This window comes from Roseovarius sp. M141 (assembly GCF_024355225.1).
GTDB lineage: Bacteria > Pseudomonadota > Alphaproteobacteria > Rhodobacterales > Rhodobacteraceae > Roseovarius.
The window spans coordinates 78,343-100,347 of record NZ_VCNH01000002.1; the positions used below are offsets into that span (position 1 = coordinate 78,343).

20 protein-coding genes and 2 pseudogenes are annotated in these 22,005 nt (G+C 60.4%); 7 read left to right on the plus strand and 15 right to left on the minus strand.

Annotation, left to right across the window (positions count from 1 at the left end; all coding sequences use genetic code 11):
* Positions 1–70 precede the first annotated feature (70 nt).
* Complete coding sequence (locus FGD77_RS01645) at positions 71–865, plus strand: metallophosphoesterase (protein WP_255005786.1); 795 nt, start codon at positions 71–73, stop codon at positions 863–865.
* Here FGD77_RS01645 and FGD77_RS01650 read toward each other — a convergent pair.
* The 5 genes and pseudogenes from FGD77_RS01650 to FGD77_RS01670 all read right to left on the minus strand — a co-directional run bounded on the left by FGD77_RS01650 (position 809) and on the right by FGD77_RS01670 (position 7,758).
* Positions 809–1,603 (minus strand): thioesterase domain-containing protein, encoded by a 795-nt coding sequence (locus FGD77_RS01650; protein WP_255005892.1) that lies wholly within the window; start codon positions 1,601–1,603, stop codon positions 809–811. The genes FGD77_RS01645 and FGD77_RS01650 overlap by 57 nt on opposite strands.
* Positions 1,604–1,647: 44 nt before the next feature.
* Positions 1,648–4,797, minus strand: a pseudogene (locus FGD77_RS01655) (AMP-binding protein); the annotation flags it as partial.
* 105 nt (positions 4,798–4,902) lie between these two features.
* The gene (locus FGD77_RS01660; protein ID WP_255005787.1) at positions 4,903–5,181 is read right to left on the minus strand and encodes a hypothetical protein; all 279 of its coding nucleotides are present in this window, start codon (positions 5,179–5,181) and stop codon (positions 4,903–4,905) included.
* Between the two features lie 46 nt (positions 5,182–5,227).
* Positions 5,228–7,393, minus strand: a complete 2,166-nt coding sequence (locus FGD77_RS01665; protein WP_255005789.1) for a hypothetical protein — start codon at positions 7,391–7,393, stop codon at positions 5,228–5,230.
* On the minus strand, positions 7,390–7,758 hold the full coding sequence (locus FGD77_RS01670; protein ID WP_255005791.1) for a hypothetical protein: 369 nt from the start codon (positions 7,756–7,758) through the stop codon (positions 7,390–7,392). The genes FGD77_RS01665 and FGD77_RS01670 overlap by 4 nt, the downstream gene beginning before the upstream one ends.
* A 743-nt stretch (positions 7,759–8,501) precedes the next feature.
* Between FGD77_RS01670 and FGD77_RS01675 the strand changes: the two genes are divergently transcribed.
* Complete coding sequence (locus FGD77_RS01675; RefSeq protein WP_255005792.1) at positions 8,502–8,678, plus strand: hypothetical protein; 177 nt, start codon at positions 8,502–8,504, stop codon at positions 8,676–8,678.
* Between the two features lie 77 nt (positions 8,679–8,755).
* Here the strand turns inward: FGD77_RS01675 and FGD77_RS01680 are convergent, their stop codons facing one another.
* From FGD77_RS01680 to FGD77_RS01690, 3 genes are all read right to left on the minus strand, one after another.
* Positions 8,756–10,084, minus strand: coding sequence for an AAA family ATPase (locus FGD77_RS01680; RefSeq protein WP_255005793.1), 1,329 nt, complete (start codon positions 10,082–10,084; stop codon positions 8,756–8,758).
* Between the two features lie 342 nt (positions 10,085–10,426).
* Positions 10,427–10,708, minus strand: a complete 282-nt coding sequence (locus tag FGD77_RS01685; protein WP_255005794.1) for a type II toxin-antitoxin system RelE/ParE family toxin — start codon at positions 10,706–10,708, stop codon at positions 10,427–10,429.
* Positions 10,705–10,989 carry a CopG family ribbon-helix-helix protein gene (locus FGD77_RS01690; RefSeq protein ID WP_255005795.1) on the minus strand — a complete coding sequence of 95 codons (285 nt, stop codon included), beginning with the start codon at positions 10,987–10,989 and terminating at the stop codon, positions 10,705–10,707. Before FGD77_RS01690 ends, FGD77_RS01685 begins: the two co-directional genes overlap by 4 nt.
* Positions 10,990–11,636: 647 nt before the next feature.
* On the opposite strand from FGD77_RS01690, the gene FGD77_RS01695 reads away from it, so the two are divergent.
* Both FGD77_RS01695 and FGD77_RS01700 read left to right on the plus strand, forming a co-directional pair.
* Positions 11,637–12,233: a tyrosine-type recombinase/integrase gene (locus tag FGD77_RS01695; protein WP_255005796.1), complete on the plus strand. Its 597-nt coding sequence runs from the start codon at positions 11,637–11,639 to the stop codon at positions 12,231–12,233.
* Between the two features lie 5 nt (positions 12,234–12,238).
* Positions 12,239–12,454 (plus strand): WGR domain-containing protein, encoded by a 216-nt coding sequence (locus FGD77_RS01700; RefSeq protein WP_255005797.1) that lies wholly within the window; start codon positions 12,239–12,241, stop codon positions 12,452–12,454.
* Between the two features lie 122 nt (positions 12,455–12,576).
* Here the strand turns inward: FGD77_RS01700 and FGD77_RS01705 are convergent, their stop codons facing one another.
* Positions 12,577–13,005, minus strand: a complete 429-nt coding sequence (locus FGD77_RS01705; RefSeq protein ID WP_255005798.1) for a phasin family protein — start codon at positions 13,003–13,005, stop codon at positions 12,577–12,579.
* Positions 13,006–13,376: 371 nt separating this feature from the next.
* Here FGD77_RS01705 and FGD77_RS01710 point away from each other — a divergent pair, with 371 nt between their 5' ends.
* Positions 13,377–13,868: an arsinothricin resistance N-acetyltransferase ArsN1 family B gene (locus FGD77_RS01710; RefSeq protein WP_255005799.1), complete on the plus strand. Its 492-nt coding sequence runs from the start codon at positions 13,377–13,379 to the stop codon at positions 13,866–13,868.
* Between the two features lie 376 nt (positions 13,869–14,244).
* Here FGD77_RS01710 and adhP read toward each other — a convergent pair whose 3' ends face one another.
* The 4 genes and pseudogenes from adhP to FGD77_RS22230 all read right to left on the minus strand — a co-directional run.
* Positions 14,245–15,279: an alcohol dehydrogenase AdhP gene (adhP, locus tag FGD77_RS01715; RefSeq protein ID WP_255005801.1), complete on the minus strand. Its 1,035-nt coding sequence runs from the start codon at positions 15,277–15,279 to the stop codon at positions 14,245–14,247.
* A 13-nt stretch (positions 15,280–15,292) separates the two neighbouring features.
* Entirely contained in the window at positions 15,293–16,813 is a 1,521-nt protein-coding gene (gene adh, locus FGD77_RS01720) for an aldehyde dehydrogenase (RefSeq protein ID WP_255005802.1), read from the minus strand.
* Positions 16,814–16,946: 133 nt separating this feature from the next.
* Positions 16,947–17,903, minus strand: coding sequence for a GAF domain-containing protein (locus tag FGD77_RS01725; RefSeq protein ID WP_255005803.1), 957 nt, complete (start codon positions 17,901–17,903; stop codon positions 16,947–16,949).
* Positions 17,904–18,556: 653 nt separating this feature from the next.
* A pseudogene (locus FGD77_RS22230) lies at positions 18,557–18,919 on the minus strand (tryptophan--tRNA ligase); the annotation flags it as partial.
* 553 nt (positions 18,920–19,472) lie between these two features.
* On the opposite strand from FGD77_RS22230, the gene FGD77_RS01735 reads away from it, so the two are divergent.
* Together FGD77_RS01735 and FGD77_RS01740 are read left to right on the plus strand one after the other, a co-directional pair.
* The gene (locus FGD77_RS01735) at positions 19,473–19,766 is read left to right on the plus strand and encodes a type II toxin-antitoxin system RelB/DinJ family antitoxin (RefSeq protein ID WP_255005805.1); all 294 of its coding nucleotides are present in this window, start codon (positions 19,473–19,475) and stop codon (positions 19,764–19,766) included.
* Positions 19,759–20,034: a type II toxin-antitoxin system RelE/ParE family toxin gene (locus FGD77_RS01740; RefSeq protein WP_255005806.1), complete on the plus strand. Its 276-nt coding sequence runs from the start codon at positions 19,759–19,761 to the stop codon at positions 20,032–20,034. The genes FGD77_RS01735 and FGD77_RS01740 overlap by 8 nt, the downstream gene beginning before the upstream one ends.
* Positions 20,035–20,745: 711 nt before the next feature.
* On the opposite strand, the gene FGD77_RS01745 is transcribed toward FGD77_RS01740, so the two are convergent.
* Together FGD77_RS01745 and FGD77_RS01750 are read right to left on the minus strand one after the other, a co-directional pair.
* On the minus strand, positions 20,746–21,600 hold the full coding sequence (locus FGD77_RS01745) for a hypothetical protein (RefSeq protein ID WP_255005807.1): 855 nt from the start codon (positions 21,598–21,600) through the stop codon (positions 20,746–20,748).
* A 70-nt stretch (positions 21,601–21,670) separates the two neighbouring features.
* A complete protein-coding gene (locus FGD77_RS01750) occupies positions 21,671–21,865 on the minus strand; it encodes a hypothetical protein (RefSeq protein WP_255005808.1) in 195 nt (64 codons plus the stop codon).
* Positions 21,866–22,005: the final 140 nt, after the last annotated feature.

Here is a 22,005-nt window from a genome sequence, read left to right on the forward strand (position 1 = left end):
GTTGCAACCAAGGGCTGATCGGCACTAAGGGTAGCCTGCCCTCGGACATTCCGGGGCTTTGGGAGACTCTATGCGCAGCCTACGCGGCCTCTTATCCGGGCGGTTATCAAAAACAGGTATCGCGGGTGGATTTTCCGCCCTGCCACGTCCTGACATACCCACCTGCATCGTCGGAGATCTGCATGGCCGCATGGATCTTCTCGAGCGGATGCTGGACGCGATATCCGCGCGTGCGGATGCAGGCCCGTACCGGGTGATTTTCGTCGGCGACCTGATCGACCGCGGCCCCCAGAGCGCTGAAATCCTCAGCCACCTCGCAGCGCTATGTGCCGCCGCGCCCGACCGGGTCATCTGCCTGATGGGAAATCACGAGCGCATGATGCTGGATTTTATCGACGATCCCGTGCGCTGCGGACCACGCTGGCTGGCCAATGGCGGCAATGAGACGCTGATCAGCTTTGGCCTGTCGCCATGGGCGCGGCGCGACGGGATCAATGCCGCAGAGCGGCTGAAAGTCCTCGCCGCCGGGCTGGTTGCCGCCATGCCGGGCGAGGGCGCGCATTGGCTGGCCAACCTGCCGCTATCGTGGTGCGAAGGCGCGCTGGCCGTGACCCATGCGGGGGCCGATCCGGCGCGCGGGATCGCGGATCAAACAGCCGAGACGTTGCTTTGGGGGCATCCGGCCTTTTCTCGCCAACCACGCCGGGATGGGCTGTGGGTCGCGCATGGTCATACGATCGTGGAAAAGGCCGCGTCCCGATCGGGGCGGATCGCCGTAGACACCGGCGCGTGGCGCACGGGCCGCCTGTCAGCCGCGTGGCTCAGCAAGGACGGTCTCGACTTCATCGAAGTCACCAGCGTCTGACGCCTGTAGCAGCGCCTGAATCCGTGCGCCAAGGATCTGGACATTGGGCGGCTGCAGAATACCCAGATGGTCGCCGGGCACGTCGATCAGATCAAAGCCAGCCGCAGCGACAGACGACCAGCCAAGCCCGGTCTTGATGGCCTGCGCGCTGTCAAACTTCTCGTCCGCCGCCCGAACAATCGTGAGCCGTCTGGCATAGGGCTGCGGCTCATAGGCTTCGATCGCCATCATGTTGGCGGCGACAAAGTCTTCTACCGACTGAATGTCCCGTGCCTTGACGTCAGGGCCCGTAGCATCACAGGATTGCAGCCTGTCGCGCGCGGCGTTCAGCGCGCGGGCCTCCCGGCGCGCTGCAAGGTGACACGTCATATACGGCCAGCCGTGGCGCAAAAGCTGACCCAGATGCACCTCCACCCGTGCGAGGCGGCCAATGCTGGCGCGTCCAGCGGGGCCTTCGGCATCCAGCAGAATCAACGCCTGAACGTCACGCCCGGCCTTCAGCAGCCGCTGAGCCAGCTCCAGCGTGACATAGCTGCCAGCAGAGACGGCGATCAAGGAGAGCGGGCCTTCGGCGTAATGCCGTTCGATCTGGTGCAGGTAGAAATCGGCGATATCAGGCACTGATACAGGCGTGTTTGCACTCAGCAATCCGACGGTCAGTCCGAAAACCGGCTGCTCTTTTCCCAGAACCTTGGACAGGGGGCGAAAGAAGGATCCGTTGTCGCCAAGAACATGCACGGCATAAAGCGGCGCACAGGTTCCTTCAGTCTGGATCGGGATCACAACAAGCGGATTGGGATCTCTCTCTTGCAGCGCGCGGACCACCCCTTGAGGCGTCGGATCGCTGTAAAGCGCGGTCGCCTCAAGCCGCACATCGAATGTGCGCTCCAGTTCCGGCATCAGCCGCAGCAGCGACAGGGAATCCCCGCCGGCGTCAAAGAAGGAGTCTGTCGGCCCTACGTCATCAACCTGCAGAACTTCTGTAAACAACTGCATGACCTTTTGCACCAGGGGGCCGTCTGCGCCCGCAGAATCCTCTGGCGCATGCGATACAGGCTCGGGCAGGGGCAGGCGATCCACGTCAAGCTTGCCGCCCGGAGTTTGCGGCCATTCGGTGATCTCCACAAGAACGGGCTGCATCTGAGAGGGCAGGGCGGTGACCAGCGCAGCTTTCACTGTCTCGGGCGCTGGCAGGCTGTCATCGGTCACGGTTGAATACCATGCAACCAGTCGCGGCTGACCGGACCCGCCAGCCACGATGTCGACATGGGCGCGATCAATGTCACGCTGCATTTCAAGCGCTTCTTCGATCTGACCCGGCTCGATCCGAAATCCGCGCAATTTGATCTGGCGGTCCACGCGCCCCAGATAATGCAGCAGACCATCGCGCCAGACGACACGGTCGCCGGTGGCATAGATGCGCCCGACGCCCGCGTCAAAAATGGCCTGCGAAAAGTTCCGCGTCGTCTGCTCGGAATTATTGATATATCCTTCGGCCACTGCCGGGCCTGAGATGAACAGCTCTCCTTCGATGCCTTCAGGCGCCAGAGCACCGTCACTGGCCAGCACCCAGGCCCGCGCATGCGACAGCGGGCGACCGATGGGCACGGTTTCACCTTTCAGATCATGCGCCGCAGCCTCATATGTGGTGCAGGTGATTGTGGCTTCGGTGGGGCCATAGCCATTCAACCAGCGGATATCGGGCAGCCGGCCGTGCCAGCGCTTCAGCACCGACAGCGGCACCCGTTCACCCCTACGACCACCAACCGGACCTTGGGCGAAAATGGGTGGTCAAAGCTGTCCAGCACTTCGGTCACAGCGACCCAGAACCCTGTCGGCAGGTTGACCACAGTGATGCCAAGAGAGTCTGACTGCTCCAGAAACTCTGTCACGGATTGCGCCATCGCATCGCTACGCAGGGCCAGCGTTGCGCCGCTGACCAGCGTCGGCACGATCTCTTCCAATGCCACGTCGAAACTGAGCGCTGCGAACTGCAACACCCTGTCTTGCTGGTGCAACCCGAACTGGGGGATGACCGCATCGGCATGCGCCGCAAGGGACCGATGGGTGACCATGACGCCCTTTGGCCGCCCGGTCGATCCCGAGGTGAATGTGACATAGGCCAGATCAGCGCCCTTGCGCCCCCGCCCGCCCTGGGCCGGGGCACGGCCTGCGTCCAGATCCCTGATGTTGCGCGTTGCGGCCTCCAGCGCCGGAGCCACCGCATCAATCAGCACCAGCCGCGCACCGCTGTCCTGTGCTATAATATCAAGGGCCTCGCAGGGGTAGGTCGGGTCCATCGGAACAAAGGCAGCGCCCGCTTTCCATATGGCCAGCATTGCCGTGATGAAATCAGCGCCCCGGGCCATGCAAATGCCAATGATGTCGCCCGGCTGCACACCCGATGCCGCCAGATTTCCCGCCAGTTGGGCGGCCGCCTGATCCAGCGCACCATAGGTTATCGGCGCGCAGCCGGGCTGCATCAGCGCGATGTGATCCGGCCATTGGGCGGCCGTTTGTTCAAACCTGTCGATGCAGGTGGCCGTGTCGGGGGCAATAACCGGTTCCGGTCCGGCCAGATCGACAAGCCGCTGTGATGCCACGGCATCCAGCATGGATATCCCCCCAAGAGGCGCATCGAGGCTCGCGCTGCCCAACGCCCTCAGGAATTGCTGCATATAGGTCACAAGCCCGGCACCGCCCGGCACCAGCGCGGGATCGTATTCGACAACGATCCGCATCCGGGGGCCCATATAGGCAGCCACGGAGACCGGCATGTCGCCTTCCTCAAAAAGATCGACCCTGCGGTGCAGCCAGTCGCCGCCAAGATTCCTGACCTGCTCACCCAGCGTGCCCTGCTCGAACAGCACGACGGAATCGAAGATCTGCCGCCCCGGCGGGATGTCCAGATGCCGCCGGACATTGGTCAGGGGGGTGTGTTCGAACGGCCTGACAGCCATCTGCTCGGCACGCATCTGCGCCAATGCCGTGCCAAGGGTCAGCGAGGTGTCCAGTTGCAACCGGACGGGCACTGTGGTGATGAAACATCCCGCGGCGGCGGCAGAGCCGCCCACGATATGCCGCCCGTTGCGGGTATTGCCAAAGACCACATCCGCCTGACCGCTGACCCGTGCAAGCACAACGCCCCATGCCGCAAGAACCACGGTGCTGGTGGCCACGCCCGCACGCGCGGCCAGCGCAGAAACGGCGTTGGTCTCTGCCTCTGTCAGATGCAGGGAAAGCTCTGCCTTGCGCGTCGGGCTGGTATCCCGGCGCACCAATCCTTCGCTGCCTTCCCAACCGGCCAGCGCCTTGCCGAAATGGGCCTCGCCATCGGCATGCGACATCCCAGCCAACGCGCGGCAATGCGCCTCGAACACATCATCCGGCCCGGTTTGCGGTTCAGGCGTCGCTGAGTCGCTGCGTATGCGGGCATAGCGCTGAAAGACCTCGTCCAGCAGGGGCGCGAAAGAGCGCCCATCCAGCAAGCTGTGCGGGAAGGTCCAGACAAGGATCGACTGCTCTGGGTCCCTATGAAAGACAGCGATCCGAAACGCAGGCGCAACGGTCGCATCGACACCCATCGCGCGGTCCTCGGCCAGAAAACGACTCAGCGCCTCTGCGATCTGCGCCTGATCCAGATCGCGCCAGTCATGTTGAGCGGGTTCAATGGGGCAGGGCGGCGCAACCCGCTGCGTCGGCAGGCCTGAGTTATCAGCAACGATGACATTACGCAGCGAAGGGTGCGCAATGACCAGTTCAGACCACGCGCGTCCCATGGCCTCGGTATCCACAACCTCGGACGACAGATGTATGACAATTTGCTGGACATAGCTCCACGGCCGCTCGGTAAGCGACGAATGTACATACATATTCTGTTGGAGCAGAGTAAGGCTGTAGGAGAGAGTCTTGTCACTGTTTATCAGATGCATTTAACCCTATATGAAACGCTGCTTTGGCTGAGTTTTCCCCCGTTTCACCGGACATTCGGGCGGTTGAGGTTCGAACTGCAATGAACTCGCGTGGTGAGCGCATCTTCAGCTTTGAATGCGGGCAACAGTCATTCTAGCGCTCAACCAACCGGCGATCAATCCGCTGATGCCCGCGTTTGCGACGCCGCACAAGGCGATGACAAAGGCGCAGCGTCCGGTGGCCGGGGCTGCCCGCACGTTGGCGTCCGAGACCGTCGCATTGACGCGCTTGCAATGGTGATGCGTCCAAAGCTCGACTTTGTAAATGTTCAGGTCAGGTCCAGAAGATGACATCGTCGCTATGAACGCGAGCGCTTCGTCGATGAGTATAACGACGCCACCCATGTCACTATCCTCCCATTTGCGCCATCACCGCCGTTGACGGGAGATATTACTCCGGCTCCCAGCCTACGCCATGATCGTCGGTCACCTCATCGTCTTTGATGCCGAAATGCTCCCGCCAGCATTCTGATGCTGCGGTGACGGACGTCTGCGACCCGCTGAACATCCACGTCTCTGATATGAGGCGATGCACCGCCAAGGCGGAGTCCGGGCCTGCGTCTGCGTTGACTGCCGTGAGGTGTTCTCGAGCGGGCTGCTCGCCCTCGCCGGGCACTATGCGGATCTGAGCCGGGCAGTCGGGATCGGCCGCGTTATCGACCGATAGCAGTTGCCTCAAGAGATCGGCGCGGCTGCCTGTCGGGGCGGGCGGGCGCCGAGCCAGTCGATCAACATCTCCAGCTTGGTCTCCATGCCTTGAAGGCGCGTGTCGAGATTTATCTGCTGATCCGCCAGACGGCCGAGCTGTTTCTCCAGGCGTCGAAAATCCGCCTGGGAAGTTTTCATGTCGCTCAGCATTGTCGCTGATGTTCGCAGGCTTGTCGAAATTGTGGCCAGTGCCTCGATCACCTGCTCGAGGCGCGCTGTCACTTCGTCCTCCAATCCGCCCTGGGACTCCAGGAGCTTGTGAAGCGGCATGATCAGGTTGACGAGCGTATCCAGCATCGTGTTGAGTGTTTCGAACTGCGCCTGTGTCAGCGGTTCGTCTTGCTTTGAGGTGCTTGGCTTGCCGGGCAAGTGTGTCATTTAGGATCTCCAGGGAATGTTGCGTTTCCGTCAATGTATCAAGAAGTGAAGGGGGTATGGCCTGGACCAGCCGGTGCTGGGTCAGCCGCGCCGCCATTCGAGGTATCAGCGCCCGGAAGCGGGCGGTCAGGGCCGCGAGGATGCGTCCGGTGCCACGGGGCCCAGCAAGCGCTCGAGCAGCTCGGTCAAACCGGCGATCGAGCGATCCCGCAGCGCGATCTGCGCCTCCAGAGCGGTGATTTTTTCGTCCTGGCGCGCCATATCGGCGCGCATGGTCTGATCCAGAGTCTGGAGCTGGATGAGGAATTGGCGTTCCATTGGCGTCAAAGACGGGGGCGGGATCAGCACGGGATGGCTCCTTTTGATTGCTTTGCTCATAGGCAACAAGATGTCGGGCGGGAATGAGGCGGATCTGCTGTGCGAGCGGCATGCGCTGCCAATCGCCCGCGCAGAATTCGGGTTTCGGCCAATGGCCAAGAGCGTATCGGGAAAGGTTGAAAGCCATGCGCGCCTCCCATGCCGTTTGCAACCGATCCGGCGCCGTCGCGAGCTCCGCCGCGCGCGCATCGCGCGCGAGTTGGCATGTGGCTTCATCCGGCAGAATGGATGCTGAAGTTGAAAACCGATCAGAGAAGAGGAGACCCTTGAGCCGCAGTCTCTGACGTGGGGGGGCACCCGCCGGGCCGATCGTGACATGCGTGGGCCGAACACCATGAATGACGAAACCCTCTTGTTCTCCCTTTCTGCGGAGCCAAGTGACAACATCTTCACGATTGCAGAGTGTCCCTGCGCGCACGTGATCAAGCACGTCGTTTGCCAGACGCTCGCGCAGATCAGGCGATGCGTCTTTACCCGCTCTTTGCAGCTCGGCCCGTAGCTTGACGCGCCAATTCGGCAGTTGCACAAGTTGCGCTCGGTCGGGAGCATCCGGATCGGCCCATCCAAACCGTGCATTCAGCAGGTCCTGATATGCCGCCCAAATCGCCCGGCTTTCCGGGCCGGGCGGATCGGGATTGTAACTGCGGATATAGCCGTCCGGGCGCAAAACCCATCTGGGCGACAGGAAGTTGACCTCCAGCCGTGCGGTATGTGTATGCGTCGTTATGAAGACCGGCGGGCGCGCATCCCGGGGAACACCAGCAAAGGCGATTTCGATCCATAGGCCGAGCGCCAGATTTATCGCGCCGCGCAGGTCCGGATCTCCGGCATTGAAACGATCGAACTCGAGGTCTTCCGGTGCAAAGGAGAGGACGCCCGAGCGGTATTTCAACTCTCCTGGAGCGGCCCGGATGGCGGCGCGGATCAGGGCCATGTCGCCGACCAGAATTTCCGGCGCGGGGTCGCGCCGGATCCACTGCCGCGCGCCCTTTACCCCTGGCTTGAGCACGTCTCGCTCGCTCATGTAGCTGACGGCGCCCTGGGCACCCGCAGATTGTGGATCGCCGCCATATTGCGAAAACGTGATCATCATGAGGCATCACCCTCGTCTTCGGTGGAGACACAGATGGCCCATGGCAGGACGGCATGCCTGATGTTGCGCTCGATCGCCACAAGATCGGCATGCAGAAGCGTTGCATCAAGGGGGCTGGATGCCTGCGCAAGATGATGTGCAATTTCCGCAAGCCGCGCGTCCAAGACGGACATGGCCTGCAGCGCGGCCCCGCCAGACCGGGCCTCGTGCAGCCGATCGCCGCAGTGTCTGGCGATCAGATACTGGCTGACGGTCAAATCCGCAGCGCGGGCTGTGGCAGAAATCTCCGCGCGTTCGGCCTCTGTCGCGTATAGCTTGTCCCAGCGCTTGCGTGTTTGAGATGGTGGTAGGGGTGGGCGGCCCATGGGGTCTCCAATCTGCTGCAGGGTTTCACCACGGTGGTCCGAGGTATCTTGCTACCCAGATAGGCTTCCCTTTTCGCACTAGCACGTCTTTGCAGCGCATCACGTGCGCACCACTTTTGCACGCGCAGACGCCCGCCGTGCATTGCAGCTGCACGTTGAAGACAACACCGAAAGCACGCGCGCGGCACCATTGCTGCACCGATCTTGCATCGCGGCACAAAGATTGATGCGCCGCTCCCGGAATACCTCCGCAAACTCCAAGAGCGCTACCGCAGCTATTCCGTTTGGCCGTGACATCGGATCGACACTCGGGCTGCACCAAGGCGAACGATATGCGGCGCAACCGGTATCTCTGAGCATTCTTCCTGCGTCATGGCGGCATGCCCGTGCCTGGTCACTTTCGCGGAGAAGGGCTGCGGCAATTGTCCTCGAAGTCGCCGGGGTCTGAGACGAAGTCCACCTCCTCGAACATTCCACCGGCCCGGCCTCGGCGACGGCAAAATCCGCATAACTCGTCACAAGCGTAGAGTTGTGCACAATTTAAGGCATTGGTTATCCACATAAAAATGCAATTTTCGGATAATTTCTAGATGCAGTGCAGAGCCTCTGAGTGATATCATGGTTCGCGAAAGGACCAACCTGATGACCACAGAAACTACTACGGAACTGCCTCTGGAAGAGCGTCTGCGCCTGGGCGAAGTGCCTGCCGGCTTCCCGTTTGGCTAGAGGAGACATCAGATCCCATGCCGATCGGTTATATTGAGCGTGCTAAGGAATTCCTCATCTCGGCATGGGCGAAAACATCGTATGAGGCGCTCGCCTTTCTTGGGCTTTTTAGTGCCGCGCTCGGCATTTACTGCACCGCGCGGATCAAGGCCTGGATGGCCTCAAGAAGTGCAGGAGCCTCTTGGAACACATGAGCGCCGATCAGGAAATTATGCCGCCCGGTCCACTTGATGTGGGTCGGGCGGCATTGTTTCGAGGGTGCCTGTGGAGTCTACATTTCATTGTCTTGAGGCAGGGCGCTCTTAACTTTCTGATCATGATCTGGGCGCGCCTCTACGCAGACTTGGGTTTCCATTCCTCTGATTTCCTCGATCCACATCTCGAGCCTATCACCCTCGAGCAGACCCACCGCGACAAGATCCTCGGCCATCCGGACCAGCAGATCGCGCCGCGCCTCAAGGAGCCACATGGCGCGGGCCTCGGCGGCCTCGAGCCGGGCGCGGATGCGGGCGGCGCTCTGCGGATCGCGCAGGTAGGCGGCGGGGGAGATGTCGAGCCAGACCGGACCCTCGGCGCCGAGCCCCATGCGGGTGTCGATGGCCGTGGCGGTCTGCGTCGCGTGGGCAAGGTCCGAGAGTGCGTTGCCGCCCGCGCCGGCGGCGACCTTGCCGAGGATCAGACGCTCGGCGGCGCGGCCGGCGAGGGCGTAGGTGAGCTCTGCCTCGAGGTCCTCGAGCATCTGCTCACCGGAGACATGGGATAGCCAGGCCTGGCCACCCTGCCGGGTCAGAACCAGCCGGGTGATCTTGCCAAGACCGAGGCAGGTGCCGACGATGGCATGACCGCATTCATGGAGTGCGATGCGGCGCTCGCGCGCCGGGCTGTGGTCCTCTGCCTCCGGGCTCAGCGCAATCAGCACGTCAGGCGCTGCCAGCTTGCGGTTCTCATGACGCGCAACGCTGCGCGCCTGGCGCAGGGCGCCGTCGACATCCGCCGCGCTCTGGCCGGTGGCGGCGCGGGTCAGGCGCGCCATCTCCTCGGGTGGGATATCGCTGTCGAGGGCGTCCCGGAGCATCCGCGCCAGCGCCCGCGCGCCCGGCAGTGGCACCTGCGCCTTGATATCGATGCGGCCGGGCCGCAGCACCGCCGCATCGATCTTGTCGGGATAGTTGGTGGTGGCGACGATCATCACGCCCTCGATATATGCGAGGCTGTCGAGGGCCTCCAGGAATCCGTTGATGACCTGTGCCCGGTAGCTGTTGTTGTGCGGGTCGGGATCGGCGCGGTCGCCGACGGCGTCGATCTCGTCGATTACCATGATCGCCGGACGAACGGCGGCGGCCTCGTCAAAACTCGCGCGCATCCCGCGCAGCATGTGACTCAGATTGCCCTGCGCTTGCCACGCGGCGAAGCTGCCGCGCACCAGCGCGACGCCCGCACTGCCCGCCATGGCGCGCGCCAGGTGCGACTTACTGATACCGTCGGCGCTCACGATCTCGTGGAAGGTTTTCAGGAGGTTCCAGTCCAGACTGGTTGCCAATCGCTGCCCAGCGATTGGCTGCGTCTCGCATGGCTCTAATCTGATGGCTTCTTTTTTCATCCCAAACTTATTCGACCTGACTGACGTTGCCCCCAACTTTTATCCAGCGTGAGCGAGACTCCGAGCCTGAGATTTGCCGTTTTCGGCGATCTCCCGGGAGCGCATTGGCCATAGCAACAAGCTTTCGCATAATCCCGGTCAAAGCCATCGCAAAACGCTCATCTGGTCTAAGCCAGCCACGCATCGTTTTCTCCACTTATACTCACCTGTGAGGAGGATGTGGGCCATCCGAGAGGCGAGATGTGCCCCAAGAGATCGGATAGAGAATCTAACCCAGGGTGTTGGCGCCGTGTGACAGCCCCCGACGGCAGATGTTGAAATCAGCATCTGGTTTGACGCGCGTTAGTAGTCGGCACCCTGCCTTGTGTCCCAGAGCCGGAGAATTTCGATCTGGGATGGCATCACGCGATAGATGAGCGTGAACGGGGTTCGGGGAATTGAAAGCTCTCGCACCATCTCCCGTGTGTCACTGCGACGGCCGATATAGGGATTGGCGGCCAAGGTCGTCTGGATAGCCTTTATCTGGGCGCGAGCCTTGGCCCCGCCCTCAGGAAAAACGGATTGATAATAGTATCGGAGCCATTGGATGTCCTGAGTCGCGCTCTCGAGAAAAACGATCTTCATGCTCTGTCGCGAGGGATATCAGCCTTCGGAGCGGGAAGCTCGCCCTCGGTGTCCCAGGAATCAATCCAAGCATTCACCGCCTCTGCAGAGATGAATTTACCCTGGTCTGCCTCTTTCAAGGCAGAGTCGATGGCCCCGCGCTTGGCGGCCTTGGCTTCAAGCATCGAGCGGATGGCGCGAACCGCGAGCTGCGCAGGCGGACGATCTTCGATCTCCGCTTCTTCCTCCAATGATTTCCTCAAGTCGTCATCGAGACGAATTGAATAGGGGGATGTACCCACAGCGTATTCCTTTCACTCCCCGTGTAATACAATGTAATACGAGATAGTCCTTCATGCAAGAAGAACTCGAAGAGTTTCGCGCTTATAGTGCAATGCGTGTCTGGACTACTGACGGCAGATGCCCTGAGTTTAATCAGCATAGGCGATAAGTGGGGCGATGATCACACGGCCTCCATCGGTTTTGGGCCTTTTGCGTAGTTGGTGGTTCGGCATGGATACTACGGGTAACCTTGGCAGCGTTGGGAGCCAGACATGCGTCGAGATCCGTTCAAGGGCCATCGATTTCCGCGGGACGTGATCCTGCTCGGGGTCTCGCGATGACGGTGCTGCTTCCTCGTGACTTGGCCAGCAACGCTTCAACCTGCGCGGTCCTCGGAGCGTAAGCGGTTTCGGTTTTGGCCCTGATGAAATCGGAGGCTTACCCAGTGTAGAGGTCACGGGCAAAGGGCATGCAAGTTAACATTATTGGTAATAGTGTTAAATAATTGAGGATCCTGGCCAATCCGGCGACCATCAAGCAGCTGGGCGCATCGGCCATGGAAACAACGGAAAGTCGGGTTTCTCCGTCGATCCTGCTAGGAGTGCAGGGTGGGTGTTCTTGCTTCACCGTTTAACAGGTTTCCGGTAGACTGTTAAGCATGAGCGAAATGCGCATCTACGACACTGCCGGAAACCGGCTCTACCTCAACGCCGAAGAGCGCGCTGCCTTCTTGGCCGTGGCCAGACGCAAGCCCGCGCGGGATCGTACCCTCTGCGAAACCCTGCACTTCACCGGCTGTCGTCCGTCCGAGCTCGTGGAGATCATCCCGGCCCGCGTGGACCTGTCGGGCGGGACGATCACCATTCGCAGCCTGAAAAAACGTAGTGATGCCTCTGGGGCCTTGAAAATTGTCTACAGGAGCGTTCCAGTGCCGCCGGACTACCTTGATACGCTGAACACCGCGCACGGCATCAGAGAAGCCCAGAAATCGCGCAAGCAGGCCAAGGCACCGATCTGGCCGCTCAGCCGCGTGCGGGTCTGGCAGATCGTCAAGGGGATCATGATCGAGGCCGGGATACCGGACGCACCGCAGCGCAGTCCGAAAGGTTTGCGCCACGGCTTCGGGATCAACGCCATGGCGAACGGCATTCCGTTGCACATGCTCCAGAAATGGTTGGGGCATGCACAGCTCAGCACGACGGTGATCTATGCCGATGCCGTGGGTAAGGAAGAGCAGGATATCGCAGCCAGGATGTGGGGGTAGGGACAATGCATCTGACCAGGACAGCGCCAGGCGCCAATCTGAAACGGTTCTACCGCATGGAGATCGTGCGCGGTCTCTTTGGGGACTGGGGTCTCGTGCGCAACTGGGGGAGGATCGGCAGTTCCGGGCAGTTACGGACGGATTGGTTCGACACCGAGGCGGACGCAAAAGACGCCCGTTTCGACCTGCACATGGCGAAGGCGAAGCGGGGCTACGAGTAGCCCCGCAAAACGGCCCGCTTTTGTACTGCGATATCGGTCAACGCACACCGAGCCCAACGAAAACGGCGGGCCCTTTGCAGGACCCGCCGTTCATCATCTGTCGATCCTTACAGCTTGCAGCCTCAGGCCGCTTTCTTGGCCGCCGAGTGGACCGTCTGAGCGGCTCCTTCGGCAGCGGTGGTCACCTTGTCGCTGATTTCTTCGCCTGCCTTGGAGGCAAGCTCAGCAGTCTCGGTGCCAACCTTTTGCGTTTCGTTTGAATAGCTCTGGACGGTGCGCGTGAACAGCTCTGTCTGCTTCTTCACGAAGTCGGTGTAGGCACTGCCGTACTCGGAAACATCGTCGCGAACCTGGGCCAGGTCGCGCATGTTCGAAAGCGCTTCCTTCGTGGTCGCGCTCGCAATGTCGGTGGCCCGGGTACCGGCTTCGATGGCGATCGACGCCATGTGCTCATTCATGCCCGCCCAGGTCTTGAAGGCGTCCTGATAGCCTTGCGGATCGAACAGGCTCTGAATGTCGTTCGCGGCGGATTTTGCGTTCTGCTTGGCCATGTCGGGTCTCCTTCCGGGAGCGTTTCGTGTGTCGTTTTCTTCTATAAAGAAGTTAATGCTGCACCGCAGCAATTCAACCCCGGCACGCTGCGATGCAGAAGAAAATTTCGATCCGGTCTGAAGGTGCGCTGCCCGAGTGAATGGCTTGGCGTGTGGAGGCGCGGATCGGCGCTTCGACCCATCAGGGGTGCAAGGCAGACACTGGGCAAAAACGTGCCAGAACCTTTTCGGTTTGGCACGGATTAAGCCAATGATCTCGCGAGGGTGGGGCAGGGCGGTCACAACAGAAGGTTTGTTGAACGCGCAAGCGTAGCCACTGTGCTGGGCAAGGCCGCATTGAAACCCATGGCGATATTCGCCATCATATTTCGATGATCAGATCAGCCACCTTAGACGATGCCGCCGCCATAGCAGCAATCTACGCCCCCATTGTAAAAACGACGACGATTTCTCTTGAGGAAGACCCGCCTTCTGCTGTGGAGATCGCGGGCCGGATAGAAGCATTGTTACAGATAATGCCGTATCTTGTCGCCCAGAGAGGAAGCGACGTGATTGGGTACGCCTACGCCAGCCCGCATCGCCAGAGATCAGCTTATAGGTTTGCAGTCGACGTGACAGTCTATGTTGACGAAACCATGCGGCGCAGTGGAACTGGAAAATCGCTCTATGAGCATCTTTTGGCGGACTTACGGGAGAGGAAGTTCCACCGGGCATATGCTGGGATTGCCTTGCCAAATGATGGCAGCATTGGATTGCACGAGGCATTGGGGTTCAGCCACATTGGCACTTATCATGAGGTTGGCTTCAAATTTGGTAAGTGGCATGACGTTGGCTGGTGGGAGCGAGACCTGACACGCAAGTAAAATAGGCATTCGCGGCATCGAATAAACAGTTCAATATGGGCTTGGTGTGACCTTCACCGCTATCTGCCGCATTTTTTCTGATGCTATCCGGCGCCATTGACGAGTGTGAATCAGGCAGCTTCGGAAACTGCGTCGGTGATATGGGGTCTGCTCCGGCGTGGAGCAGGATCGTGGGTTAATGAGATCGTCCATTGATAAACCTGGATCGAATACGACCGAGGAGGCCGTCGTTGAGTGGCGAGTATTGTACGGCGCTTTCAGAATTGCCTTCGCTGCCGGTGTGCAGCAGAATACACTGCTTTCCGCAGCGAGAGACGCGCGGTCGTGTTCATAGCGGTCGGCCCGGATAGAATTCGGGCCGACCGCTATGGTCAGATCAGGCGGAGAGATCCATGACCATCCGGCCTTCGATCTTGCCGGCCTTCATCCGGTCGAAGATCGTGTTGACCTCGTCCAGAGATGCCGTCTCGATGGTGGCCTTCACCTTGCCGTCGCTCGCGAAATCGAGCGATTTCTGAAGATCGAGCCGCGTGCCCACGATGGAGCCGCGCACGGTGACGCCATTGAGCACCATACCGAAGATGTTGAGCGGAAAGTCACCGGGCGGCAGGCCGTTCAACGCAACCGTACCTCCTCGATCCACCATGCCAACGGCTTGCTCGAAGGCCTTTTCACTGACCGCCGTCACCAGGATGCCTTGAACGCCCCCGCCTGTTTCGCGTTGGACCTCGGCCGCCGGGTCCTCGCTGGTGCGGGCGTTCACGGTGATCTTCGCCCCCAGCCGCCGGGCGAGGTCGAGCTTGGCATCGTCTATATCGACCGCGACCACGTCGAAACCCATGGCGACGGCGTATTGGACAGCCATGTGCCCGAGCCCGCCGATGCCCGAGATGGCGACCGTGTCGCCCGGACGGGCATCGGTCATCTTGAGGCCCTTGTAGACAGTAACCCCCGCGCAGAGAACGGGCGCGATTTCGTTGAACCCGATATTGTCGGGCAGGTGGCCGATGTAGTTGGGATCGGCCAGAACGTAATCCGCAAACCCGCCATTTACCGAGTACCCGGTGTTCTGCTGGCTTTCGCAGAGCGTTTCCCAGCCGCCGAGGCAATGGCGGCAATGGCCGCAGGCGGTATAGAGCCACGGTACACCGACGCGGTCGCCCTCTTTCACGTGGGTCACACCCTTGCCCACGGCCGAGACAAATCCGACCCCTTCGTGGCCGGGAATGAACGGTGGCTTGGGCTTGACGGGCCAATCACCCTCGGCGGCGTGCAGGTCCGTGTGGCACACGCCAGAGGCCTGAATGGCGACCTGTATCATGCCGGGCTCGACCTCGGGGACGGGTACTTCCTCGATCCGGAGAGGCGCACCGAATTCGTGGACCACGGCTGCTTTCATCGTTTTTGACATCTCTTCTTCTCCCTTAGAAAAAACCAAGCTTGTTTGGGTTGTAGCTGACCAGCATGTTCTTGGTCTGCTGATAATGGTCGAGCATCATCTTGTGGTTCTCACGCCCAATTCCCGATTGCTTGTATCCGCCGAAAGCAGCATGGGCGGGATAGGCGTGATAGTTGTTGACCCAGACACGGCCCGCCTCGATCCCGCGGCCCATGCGGTAGCAGCGGTTGGCGTCTCGGCTCCAGACACCGGCACCCAAGCCGTACATGGTGTCGTTGGCCAGCGCCAAGGCCTCGGCTTCGTCCTTGAAGGTCGTGACCGACACGACGGGGCCGAAGATTTCCTCCTGGAAGACGCGCATCTTATTGTGACCCTTCAGGATCGTGGGCTCGATGTAGAAGCCGCCTGCTATGTCGTCCGAAACGTCGGCCATACCGCCACCCGTCAGCACCTCGGCCCCCTCTTCGACACCTATGGTGAAGTAGGACATGATCTTGTCGCGCTGCTCCTCGCTGGCCTGAGCGCCGACCATGGTCTCCATGTCGCGCGGATCACCCTGTTTGATGGCTTTCACCCGCGCGATGCAGCGTTCGATGAAGTCCTCGTAGATGTCTTCCTGGATCAGAGCTCGGCTGGGGCAGGTGCAGACTTCGCCTTGGTTAAACGCGAACAGCACGAAACCCTCGACCGCCTTGTCGAGAAATGCGTCGTCCTCGGCCATGATGTCCGAGAAGAAGACGTTGGGCGACTTGCCACCAAGTTCCAGCGTCACTGGGATCAGGTTCTTGGTCGCGGCCTGCATGATCTTGCGGCCGGTCTCGGTCGAGCCGGTAAAAGCGATCTTGGCGATGCGCGGGCTTTCGGCCAGCGCCCCGCCGACCTCGGCCCCGTAGCCGTTGACCACGTTCAGCACACCGTCAGGCAGCAGATCCGCGATCAGTTCGGCCAGCACCAGGATTGCTGCGGGGGTCTGCTCGGCCGGTTTCAGCACGACGCAGTTACCCGCCGCCAAGGCCGGGGCCAGCTTCCAGGCTGCCATCAGGATCGAGAAGTTCCACGGGATGATTTGGCCGACCACGCCGAGAGGCTCATGGTAGTGATAGGCTACAGTGTCCACATCAATCTGGGACATGGTGCCTTCCTGCGCCCTCAATACCCCGGCGAAATACCGGAAATGGTCGATCGCAAGTGGAATATCGGCAGCCGTCGTCTCGCGGATCGGTTTACCATTGTCCCAGGTTTCGGCCCGAGCCAGAAGATCGAGATTCTCCTCCAGCCGGTCCGCGATCTTGAGAATTATGTTCGCCCGCTCCGTCGCGGACGTGGCCCCCCATTGCGCCTTTGCGGCGTGCGCGGCGTCGAGTGCCAGTTCCACGTCGGCAGGACCTGATCTCGCGACCTGACAGACTGTCTGCCCGTTGATCGGGGTTACATTGTCGAAATAGGCGCCGTCAACCGGGGCAACGAATTTGCCGCCGATGAAGTTGTCGTACCGATCCCTGAAGGGGGAGGCGTACACGCTTTGGGGTTTGCTCATCTCGTTCATGGTTTTCCTCCATTGATTGACCGGAACCTCCTCCCGGTTCGATATCAGCATGCCACAGAGGTATTGGGAGGCGAATACAGCCAAGTATGGCTGATGGGCCACTGTGTCTCAGCAGTGAGACAGTTGGCCGGTCTTACCTTTCGATTCCGAGTCGGCGCATCTGCCGATAGAGCGTGGCGCGCCCGATCCCGAGCATCCGTGCCGCCTGCGAGACGTTGCCATCCGCGCGGACCAGTGCGCGGACAACCGCAGCCCGTTCAGCCTTCTTGAAGCCCGTGGGGCCGCCGTCCCGACCGAAGAGGTCCACTGTCGGACGGGGTTTGATCTGTCCAGTCGGCTCAAGCCCGAACATGCGGCGCGCGGTACGGGTAGCACCGATCACCAGATCATCCCCGTCCACGGCCAATAGGGCTGTTGCATCGATCCCGTCCGGGCCTGCCATGATTATCCGCGCATTGGGGAAGGACGATCTAAAATGACAGTTCTCGATGACCTGAGCGTACTGGGACACCGTGTTAGACAACAGCCGGTTGAAGCCTTCGGTCTCGTCAACGCGCGCTGATGAGACATCGAGTGCCGCAAGAATGTGTCCATCCGCCCCGAAGATTGGCGCATCCATGCAGCTGAGGGCCGTGTTCCGCGCGAAAAAATGATCCTCGCGATGGATGGTGATCCGGCGCTTTTCGGCCAGGCAGGTGCCGATCCCGTTCGTGCCCTCGTGCGCCTCGCTCCAGTCGGCACCGGGGTGAAGACCCCAGTTGCGAAAGGTTGCTGCATCCGCATCGGCGCATCTGAGGTCGAGCACGATCCCGGTTGCATCGGTCAACAGAACCCCGCAGCCCGAGGCGCCGACAAGCGCGAAAAGCTCATCCAGCTTCGGCGTCGCCATTGCAAGGAGCCTTCCGAGTTCGTCCCGGCGTCGAGCCAGTTCGCTGCATTCGATCAGATAAGGCGCTTTGTCATTGGCGGGATCGAGACCGTGATGCTCCATCGAGCGCCGCCAAGATGCCGCCAGAGGCGAACGCGCCGCGTCCGACCCGGACTCGACCACGCGGATCACCTTGCCTACATGATGCGCCTCCCGTCGCATGATGTGTCCTCCCGTGTAAGGCAGACAGCGAAGGGCGAGAGCAAAGCGCTTGGGGTTTCGCGATCCACGCCCCTCTAAAGCCATTATCGCGGATCGTAACACATTCAACCTCTGATTTGACCGAATTAGGTGATGCCCGGTCAAATGAGCGGCGCTGCGTATGCGAGAGTTGCCTACACATAGGATATCTGTATATCCGGATGCAGGGAGAGCGATACCGCAAGATCACCCCGGTCGATGTCGCGCGCGTGCATGCCGATCACAGGACGTGGCTGGAGGCGCAACTGGCAGAGTCATTTGCGGGGCGTACGGTCGTCGTGACGCATCATGCCCCGCTGGATGACTGCGTGCCGCGCATGCATGACGTGGCAGAGGCCTATGCCTCCGACCTGTCCGGGCTGATCGACACCTACCAGCCTGATGAATGGCTTTACGGGCATACGCACCATCCCTGCGCGCTTCGGCGGGGCAGGACAGAGATCCGGTGCGTCTCCATCGGATATCCGCACGAGGTGGAGACCAGCATCCCGCCTGTCCTTGCCGCCTTCGGAGTGTAAGCCCTGCAGGTCAGCATTACAGAAGCGAAGGCGAAGCTCTCGGCGCTTATAGCTGCCGCCGAACGGGGCGCGGAGGTCATCATCACGCGACGCGGGAAAGCCGCGCATTCGGATCTCGTCCTTGATCGTGGGGTTCCGCTCCAACCGGGCGACGGTCACGAAGTTCAAATAAAGCATGGAAAGCTCGGCCAGAGCGGGCAGGTGGGACTGCAGGCAGATCGTGCTCTTGCCCGGATCGATGCCCACCGCGAGATAGTCGAGCGCGACCTCCATCACGCTGCGCCGGACCTTTTCCGGATTATGGGCATGATCGGTGAGCGCCTGCGTGTCGGCCAGAAGCAGGAACTGCTCATGGCTGTCCTGAAAGCGCAGTCGGTTGCGCAGGGAGCCAGCGTAATGGCCGATATGGAGCGGCCCCGTGGTGCGGTCGCCGGTCAGGATGACGGGTTTGGTGGTCATGGTTGAATCCTCTTGGGAAAGAGGGGCACCGCATGGGGATCATCCAAAGAAAAAGGCCGCCATTGCGGCGGCCCCGGGATGCAATGAAACGTCCGGCCGCTCTGCTAGCTGGCCGGCCACCAGATGGTGGCGATGATCGTGATGCGTTTCATAACGTCGGGGGTAACTTGTAGAGTCCACTTAGGCAATCTCTAGCCTGCTTCAGACGGCGAAAGCTCGCATATACATCAGCACTATTATGCAGGCCCTGTTCTTTGCTCAACACAGAGTCCGTGAGGCTCCCCAGAGCGTCGCAAGCCTTCCGCAGCCCAGCCCCCCGACGGCAAGTGTTGAAGCAATCGCTTCTCCTGCTCGCCGTGCGGCTAACATTCACATCAGAATCAGCGTCCTGAATTATTTCAATGCGGGGATTTCAAATGTTGGATAGCTCGAGAATATCCTCGACGGAAAGACCGGCCTTGGAATACCGCGTGTCGCGTTGCCGCTCCGCGATGACTCATTGACTGTATCTCAATTGAGACCCATATTCCTCATATATACAGGAGAACATGCCATGACGGCGCGAACCTCAATGCTCCACGTCCGCGTAGATGACCAACTCAAGGCACAAGCAGCCGATGCTCTGTCTGGTGTCGGCCTGACGCTTTCGGATGCTGTGCGCATCCTGCTGACCCGCGTTGCGGCTGAGGGCGGCCTGCCTGCAGGCCTGGTCTCGGATCCAGAGAGCTACGACGCTTGGTTCCGTGCCAAGGTCCAGGAGGCTATGGTGGACCCTCGCCCGACCAAGCCCCACGATCAGGTGATGAAGGAAGCACGTACCCTGATCGACGGAAAGCGCCGTGCCTGAACTCGACTGGAAGGCCCCGGCGGTCGCTGACCTGATGGCAATCGTCGATTATATCTCCGACAACAACCCCGACGCAGCCCTTGTCTTGATGGAAGAGATCCAGGGAAAGGTTGCACAACTTCCAGGGCACCCGAAGCGCTGCCGCCCCGGCAGGGTAAAGGGCACGCGGGAGTTGGTTGTCCGGCCCAACTACATCGTCATCTATGCCGAAACGGCATCGACAGTGACGGTGCTGCGCGTGCTTCACGCCGCGCAGATGTGGCCCTGAAAGGTAGTCACATTCAGACCGCAGCAGCCAATTTATCCTCCCAATATTCGGACCCTCCCGCCACTCAGTCAGAGGTGGTTCCGCAAAACTGAACAGCCGGGATAGGTGCCTCAGCAACGGAGGGCTGAACTTCGTATGCCTCTCACTTCGACCGAGAACCAAATACATTAAGAAAAGGAAATTCACATATTGTCAAAAAGCCGCTCAACGTTCTGGCGGCGATTGGCGGCGGTCAGGAGCGACATGCGGCGGCTGTCAAGAACGGGTGCCGAGCATCCATCCGCGGTTCCTGGCGTTGATGAACCACTATGTCATGGAGCCCATGCGCCTGCACCCCCGCGTCGGGTTGGGAGAAGGGGCAGGTCGAGAACCAGGTCCAGTTTTTACGAGGCCGATTGTTTGTTCCCATGCCAGCCTTTGATGATCTGGACGGGCTGAACGACTGGTTGCGCCTGCGCTGCGAGGAATTGGCAAGTCGCGCTCACCCTGGACAATCGGCTCGCACGATTGCGGAGGTTTTTGAAGATGAGCGCGCCGAGCTGCGCCCCCTGGGGCGGGCTTTTGACGGCTACGTGGAGAAGACGGTGCGTGTCCGCTCCACCTGCCTGGTTCAATATGCCAGCAATCGCTACAGCGTGCCTTCCCGTTTTGCAGGCATCAAACGGCCTTACTTCAGCTACCGTTCCGCCGGAGCGGTGAGGATGCAAGTGATCAGTTCGCAAATCCAGCTTCGATTTCCAACTCCGTCGGGGCAAAGGTGGCTGACGAAAGAAGCTCTCCCTCCTCGAAATAGAGTTCCGGTCCGATGACCAGATCGAGCGGCCCAATTTGGGGCGAAACCTCAGCAGACACCTGCTCGTCCGGTCTGAGCCTGGTTCTGGCACTGTTTGCCCGATCGGGAATCGTGACGATTGCGCCATTCGAAAGTTCCTCGTTTCGGTCTCCCAGCGAAACACCGACGATCTGGTCGAAATCGTCTGGCGCACCACCAATCAGGTGCGCCAAATAAAGATCATCGCCCCGCCCGAAAAGAACGTACTGCAGGTCCTTCACCTCGCTGGAGCCAGCGGACAATTCGCTCGCGTAGATCATGTCTTGGATCCATACGGAGATCGACTGGAGTCCATCGATCCCGCGTCCGCCACGCTCGAGATGACCACGAAAGACATTTCCGGAAAACATATTGCGCTCGGAGTCGCCGTCAGGGGTAAAGAGGCGTGACAGAACGAACGCGTCATTCGGTTGCACGGTGTACATCCGGACATCCGGGTGCGCCGCGCGATCTTCGAGATAGACCGAACTGAAGTCGGTCTCCCCCCCTGCGAAGACAACTTCCGCGATGACCTGGAAACGATGCTCGTTACCGAACATCGGCAGATGGGAAACAAACGCAGCTTCCTTTCCGACAAGTATCATGTTGTGCTGTCCACAATCCGGGTGCCCCGAGGGGCAATCAGAATCGTCTTCCGCGTTCACCGATACGGGTAAAAACTGGAGAGCGAGCGCCAAAGTGATCGAACAGGAGAGACTCCGCATGAGCGGAGCCCGATAATCAAAGGTTTTCATTGCGAACTCCGTCACATTCAGACTTCAAACGTGGTTCCGGCTGCCAAGGGGCTGCGAAACCGTCCGTTCCTTACAACTCGCGCGGGAGCAGATTGATCATAGCACAGATCGTCGGTTTTTTCATCCTTTGCTTGAGTCCCACAAAAGGCGCGCGAAGCACGGGTGTTTCGCAGGTGGTGAACGACGTGGTGTCCGAATAGATGTCATCCGCCTGCTGAACGACAGCAAGCGCCGTGGTTCTCGACAGCTCGTCCAAACCGGTCAATGCAACTCGACATCCCGTCCAGCGAGATTGGCCATTTTCTGTGCTATGATGAAACTTGGGATTGTGAACAAATTTGGCGCGGAGTTGCCTGTCATTGGCGCCATTTCCAATTGAGTCCCTAGAAACAAGCTTTGACTATC

Bases quoted from the DNA above. Each gene is read 5' to 3' on its own strand.
- FGD77_RS01645 (WP_255005786.1), top strand. From the start codon at position 71: ATGCGCAGCCTACGCGGCCTCTTATCCGGGCGGTTATCAAAAACAGGT.
- FGD77_RS01660 (WP_255005787.1), bottom strand. From the start codon at position 5,181: ATGGGTGGCGTCGTTATACTCATCGACGAAGCGCTCGCGTTCATAGCG.
- FGD77_RS01665 (WP_255005789.1), bottom strand. From the start codon at position 7,393: ATGATGATCACGTTTTCGCAATATGGCGGCGATCCACAATCTGCGGGT.
- FGD77_RS01670 (WP_255005791.1), bottom strand. From the start codon at position 7,758: ATGGGCCGCCCACCCCTACCACCATCTCAAACACGCAAGCGCTGGGAC.
- FGD77_RS01675 (WP_255005792.1), top strand. From the start codon at position 8,502: ATGCCGATCGGTTATATTGAGCGTGCTAAGGAATTCCTCATCTCGGCA.
- FGD77_RS01680 (WP_255005793.1), bottom strand. From the start codon at position 10,084: ATGAAAAAAGAAGCCATCAGATTAGAGCCATGCGAGACGCAGCCAATC.
- FGD77_RS01685 (WP_255005794.1), bottom strand. From the start codon at position 10,708: ATGAAGATCGTTTTTCTCGAGAGCGCGACTCAGGACATCCAATGGCTC.
- FGD77_RS01695 (WP_255005796.1), top strand. From the start codon at position 11,637: ATGCGCATCTACGACACTGCCGGAAACCGGCTCTACCTCAACGCCGAA.
- FGD77_RS01700 (WP_255005797.1), top strand. From the start codon at position 12,239: ATGCATCTGACCAGGACAGCGCCAGGCGCCAATCTGAAACGGTTCTAC.
- FGD77_RS01705 (WP_255005798.1), bottom strand. From the start codon at position 13,005: ATGGCCAAGCAGAACGCAAAATCCGCCGCGAACGACATTCAGAGCCTG.
- FGD77_RS01710 (WP_255005799.1), top strand. From the start codon at position 13,377: ATGATCAGATCAGCCACCTTAGACGATGCCGCCGCCATAGCAGCAATC.
- adhP (WP_255005801.1), bottom strand. From the start codon at position 15,279: ATGTCAAAAACGATGAAAGCAGCCGTGGTCCACGAATTCGGTGCGCCT.
- adh (WP_255005802.1), bottom strand. From the start codon at position 16,813: ATGAACGAGATGAGCAAACCCCAAAGCGTGTACGCCTCCCCCTTCAGG.
- FGD77_RS01725 (WP_255005803.1), bottom strand. From the start codon at position 17,903: ATGCGACGGGAGGCGCATCATGTAGGCAAGGTGATCCGCGTGGTCGAG.
- FGD77_RS01735 (WP_255005805.1), top strand. From the start codon at position 19,473: ATGACGGCGCGAACCTCAATGCTCCACGTCCGCGTAGATGACCAACTC.
- FGD77_RS01745 (WP_255005807.1), bottom strand. From the start codon at position 21,600: ATGAAAACCTTTGATTATCGGGCTCCGCTCATGCGGAGTCTCTCCTGT.